This window comes from Leeuwenhoekiella marinoflava DSM 3653 (assembly GCF_900129005.1).
GTDB classification, from domain to species: domain Bacteria; phylum Bacteroidota; class Bacteroidia; order Flavobacteriales; family Flavobacteriaceae; genus Leeuwenhoekiella; species Leeuwenhoekiella marinoflava.
Genome location: NZ_FQUN01000037.1, coordinates 1 through 4,998 on the forward strand (window position 1 = coordinate 1; position 4,998 = coordinate 4,998).

Annotated in this window: 6 protein-coding genes and 1 rRNA gene; 1 reads left to right on the forward strand and 6 read right to left on the reverse strand. The window is 38.7% G+C overall.

The window, feature by feature from the left end:
• Positions 1-163 precede the first annotated feature (163 nt).
• Positions 164-272 (forward strand): 5S ribosomal RNA (rrf, locus tag BUB91_RS20530).
• Between the two features lie 636 nt (positions 273-908).
• Here rrf and BUB91_RS20535 read toward each other — a convergent pair.
• The 6 genes from BUB91_RS20535 to BUB91_RS20555 all read right to left on the reverse strand — a co-directional run.
• Complete coding sequence (locus BUB91_RS20535) at positions 909-1,211, reverse strand: hypothetical protein (protein ID WP_128759416.1); 303 nt, start codon at positions 1,209-1,211, stop codon at positions 909-911.
• Between the two features lie 119 nt (positions 1,212-1,330).
• Positions 1,331-2,743 (reverse strand): alkaline phosphatase, encoded by a 1,413-nt coding sequence (locus BUB91_RS20540; protein WP_073101310.1) that lies wholly within the window; start codon positions 2,741-2,743, stop codon positions 1,331-1,333.
• A gap of 134 nt (positions 2,744-2,877) precedes the next feature.
• Positions 2,878-3,051 (reverse strand): hypothetical protein, encoded by a 174-nt coding sequence (locus BUB91_RS21115; RefSeq protein WP_164917893.1) that lies wholly within the window; start codon positions 3,049-3,051, stop codon positions 2,878-2,880.
• 126 nt (positions 3,052-3,177) lie between these two features.
• Positions 3,178-4,086, reverse strand: a complete 909-nt coding sequence (locus BUB91_RS20545; RefSeq protein WP_073101312.1) for an NAD(P)/FAD-dependent oxidoreductase — start codon at positions 4,084-4,086, stop codon at positions 3,178-3,180.
• Positions 4,087-4,088: 2 nt separating this feature from the next.
• Positions 4,089-4,439: a MerC domain-containing protein gene (locus BUB91_RS21695; protein WP_083558096.1), complete on the reverse strand. Its 351-nt coding sequence runs from the start codon at positions 4,437-4,439 to the stop codon at positions 4,089-4,091.
• A gap of 305 nt (positions 4,440-4,744) precedes the next feature.
• Positions 4,745-4,998: ATP-binding protein (locus BUB91_RS20555; protein WP_175551019.1), on the reverse strand; the 254-nt coding region annotated here is incomplete at its 5' end.

The window sequence follows — 4,998 nt, forward strand, 5'->3', positions numbered from 1 at the left end:
AATAACCCGTAAGCTTATGTACATCTTTCCCGCATCTTAGGATGCGGGAGAGACACTCTTATAATAATTTATATGATGTATAGTGAATCTTGTATCTCAAGAATCTTTATTATTACCCAATATGTTAACTTATTTAAGTATGTATAGCACTCATACGACCGCTTAAGGTGGTTATAGCGACGGGGCTCACCTCTTACCATTCCGAACAGAGTAGTTAAGCCCGTTAGCGCCGATGGTACTGCATCTCGTGGGAGAGTAGGTCGCCGCCTTGTTTTAAAGTCCGCATCATTTAATTGATGCGGACTTTTTTTATGCAGTAATGTCAAGGTAAAATCTTGAAAATTTAAACTTTGAGTCTTTGAATGAATCCTAAATGAATCTATGTGGGATTTCCCGGTACCAGGATTCCCGGCCAATACTATATTTTGACCGGATTCGATAAAATCAAGGCGCTCTACTGGAAGTTTTGGAGGTTCAAAATGGTCCTACTTGTTTCCTAAGAGGGCTTTTATTTTTTCCATAAAGGTGCTAAAAATAGAAAGTTACAAGGATCTATAAATGACCCATTACAGATTTAGGGTGCTTGTACACCTATAGGATGAGATCACTCATATTCACTAAATTTCAGAGGCATATACAACGGCGTGTACTTGCAACAAAAAACTGGACTTTAAGTTGAGTGACTATGCTGCTAGTTTTTTATTTCGTTTAAAAATGGAGTGTATTAATAATGTGTTTCAATATTATTTGAGTGTTAATCAAAAACTTTACAAAAGTCATCAATAGAACAGAAAATTTCAGTAATTTTATTTGTAGAAATCATAAGCAGGAATTAGGTTCGTATTTTAGTATTCAGTCACTTAAATATAACTATATTTCTGCTTTTTTTATGCTAAAAAACGCTTTTCTTACGTCGAAATCAGGTTTTTAGGATTGCGTTTAAAAATAAAGTCGCTATGCGTTATACCACCTACTGGTGGAGACCGGGAGAATAAATGATAGGTTTGGAGTGTTCTTTGATAAAATACAGCAGGGTTAGCTAGCCGTTTTTCTTGATGAGTCAGATAAAAAGCTGCCGGAAGAAATTCTTCAGGCTCTTGTAAAACTACTGCGTTGTGATGATCTGCTACTAAAGTGAGCCAAATAGCACAGTCCTCTTTTAGGTGTGAATCGTCATGAGTGATTATATGAAGAACGGCCATCTTCGTCATAAAGAAGATAACTAGTAATAAGATAGAAAAGGACTGTTTTTAATGGCACACTGATTATAGTATAAACTTAAATAAATATAAATCGTTTTACTCGACTTTTTCTTTTACAGTAACCGACTTTAAAAGCTATTCTTAACCGCTGCAGCTTCTAACATTAAATAGTGCAGATCTGTATTTTTCACGAAAGGTTTTAAGAGCTCACTTCCCGGGCCGAACATGGCGAGTTCCACATAATCTGCAGAGTGCTGCATACTGATCCATCCTACAGAATTGTACTTTTTCTGAATATCTGCAAGCAGGCCAAAGGGCAAATGCCGTGGATTGTATAAACCATCTTCTGAAACCAAATCATCATAATATCGAATGATGGATTGCGCTTCGTTATTTGTGATTCCTATGCCGTTAGCATGATTGATTCGCTCTTTGATTTGGGATAAGCTTGTATTTGGATTGAAGCCGTTTAAAATCCATTCGTTAGAATGCTTATAGTTTTGAATGGAATCAAAGTTTTCATTAGCATTACCGCCGTAAATCACTCCAGGATTCGCGTTCCCGTGATCTGTAGTGATGATAACCAAAGTTTCGTTATCTTTTTTAGCAAAATCTATAGCGATTTTTATTGTCTCGTCAAAAGCAATCTGGTCATAGATAAGTCCCGCAATGTCGTTGCCGTGGGCGGCCCAGTCCACTTTTCCACCTTCCACAAGTAGTGTAAACCCTTGTTTGTGATCATTCATTGCGTCGATGGCCGTTTGCGTCATTTCGGCTAGGGAGGGATATTCAGTCCTTAAATTCTCGTCGTTTTCTCGGTCAATCGAATAGGGTAGGGCATCGCTGCCGAAAACTCCCAGAATAGGCTGCTTGTGATTAGCATGGAGCATCTCAACTCGATTTTTAAAAACCTGATAGCCCGCATGCTCAAATGCGCTAAACATATCTTTTTTATCTTTTCTCGCTTCAGCGGAAAAATACTTTTGTGCACCCCCCATCACTACGTCAAACCGATGTTCCAAATACAGTTCCGCGATGTGTTCCTGAGCATTTCTAGATTTAGAATTCACACAGAAACCTGCCGGAGTAGCATGTGTTGCCGGTACGGTGGTGACTATCCCCGTTTTTTTACCGGCTTTTTTAAACTTTTGCCAAAGCGGCATATGCTCTTCCCCATTTTCACTAACATTAAGAGAACCATTCGGCACGCGCACGCCACCGCCCCATGATGAAGCCGCAGCAGCAGAATCGGTTACGATAGAGCTCGCCGAAGCCGTATCCATCAAAGCCCGGGTTACTGTATTGTCGTTGTACAGTTGCATCCAGTTACTGCTTTTTCCGGTATGCCGCCGCAGATGTAAATCGGCCATATTCAGGGTACCGGTACTCATCCCGTCACTCACGAGCATAATGATATTCTTTGCTTTTTTATTTTTGAAGCTTAGTGCATGTTCAGCGGCTTCTAATGCGTTGAATGGAGTTAGCAAAGTTGATCCCAGTGCGCTAACTGTCGTATTTTTAAAAAAGTTTCTTCTGTTCATTTTTAATTGAATTTATTGGAATGATAGTCAGATTGTAAAAGTTGGTAGCTGGTATATAGCGTAAATTCTTCCTGATACAAACGCTTCAAAAACTCCAGATTATAATAGGTATATCGTATGCTGAGATTGATCGGCTATCCAAAAAGTTTAAAATGCTTTTTACCATACAGAGGTTGAACCTGAGGAGTTAATACTTTAGATTCTGTACTATCTGAAAGTAGCGTCGGATTGTAATGATTGTTCAGAACGGTGTGCTCACAAATGTTATAATGCGTAAGATGCTCTTTATCTTCATCGTGCGTGAGCACGGTAGACCTATCATTTTCATCGAAATGAATAGAGCTAACAATACGAGTGAAATCCTACTTCTTAAGGTTTTGAGCATACGATTATAACAAATATGTAAAACGATTTAAAAGAAATACCAGAAGCATTTAAAAGTCTTCTTGAATCAGCTCGTGATTTACCATCGAGCCTGCAATATTTCCTGTTGCCACGGCATGTGCCACAGAACGCATCTTGCTCGTGTTATCGCCGCAGGCATAGATTCCATAAACTTCGGTTTTTTGAAACATATCGACTTGTAGGTGACCGGTCTCAGTGAGCGAGCACCCTAATTCCATCGGAATATTAGAAGATTGCTCAAATGGCAACGCGGCGTAAACTGCTTTTAACACTAAACACGTACCGTCTTGCAAAACTACTTGTTGAAGTTCACCATTTTCATGTATAATTTCCTTTACTGGAGTTTCGATGATACTGATGTTGTATTTTTTGAGTTTATCAAGTTGCTTCACGTCAAAATCAGGTGTTCCTTGCGTCAAAATACAGAGTTCATCCGTCAGGTTATTGACTAGACTAGCCATATGGAATGCCCGTTCACCATTGGCCATAATTGCAGTTTTTTCAGATTTGAATTCGTAGCCGTGGCAATATGGGCAGTGGATAGCAGTAATTCCCCAGCACTCTGAAAACCCTTTGATTTCCGGCATCAAGTCTTTTATCCCACTAGCAACAATAAGTTTTCGTGCACTAAAAGTTTTTCCGGATTTTGTAATTATTTCAAAGCCTTCCCTTGTTTTTTTCCCTTTTAACGCAAAATCTCCTAAAAAATGAACGCTGTCATAGTTGAGGACTTGTTCTTTAGCTTTTTGAGCAATGACGTTCGGTTTTTCACCGTCTTGTGTGAGAAAATTATGAGCATGTGGGGTTTGTCTGTTACAGGGTTTTTCGCCATCAATTATTAATACGGAACGTAAAGAGCGGCCAAGTGTCATCGCTGCCGAAAGCCCGGAGTAGCTTCCGCCTATGATAATTACTTCGTAAGCTTTAAAGAAATCCATGATTAGTGTTTATGATTTTTATAGTTAACAAGATGTCCGGTTATCAACCCTGCAGCTCCAAAATAAATAAGCAACGTTTCCTTATGTAGGAATGTTTCTAAAGCAATTGACGTAGCAATCAAAAGCCAAGATGCGGCAAGTAAAATTTTTAGATAAACGGATGACGTACTATGTAAGACTTTAATGAGAGGAAACAATCCTATGATCAAGAAGCTGATATCTATCACAGGATTATGTAATAGCCTTAATGGAAGCAGGAATAAAATCGGGGAGAGTATGCAATGGATTAAACAAAAGAAGGCGGCATATACGCCGAGAATATCAAAATATTTTGTTTTCATACTAGAATCCATTAATGCAATACTGTTGCAAAAGTATAAATAGTTTATCTTTTAGTGCAACATTGTTGCGTTAAATTTGTGTTATGAGAATAGCTGTAGCTAGTGAAGCGATATTGAAAAATCATCAATGTGTTTGAATTTGCATTTTATAAGGCTGATATTCAGGTAATTTTACCTGATGTACTTTGCAAAAAAATACTCATTTATCGGGTGCTCGACTGCCTACTTGGATAAGCCGGTCAAAGTGAACCACGTTCGCCGGATGAAAGTGAGCATAGCAAACTAAGTACTGGAAGTCGATTCCTTTGTGGTTAAATTTACTCTTTATTTTTCAGTTTTTTTCTCATGGATTCTCCTTTGATATCGATCCTGTGGGCGGTGTGTACCAATCGATCTAATATAGCATCGGCAATGGTTTGCTCTCCTATAATGTCGTGCCAGGCTTCGACAGGTAATTGAGAGGCGATTATAGTTGACTTTTTTCCGTGTCTGTCTTCGATGATCTCCATAAAAGAGTGTCTGTTTATGTTGTCCAGACCTTTAAGACCGAAGTCGTCAAGAATAAGCAGAT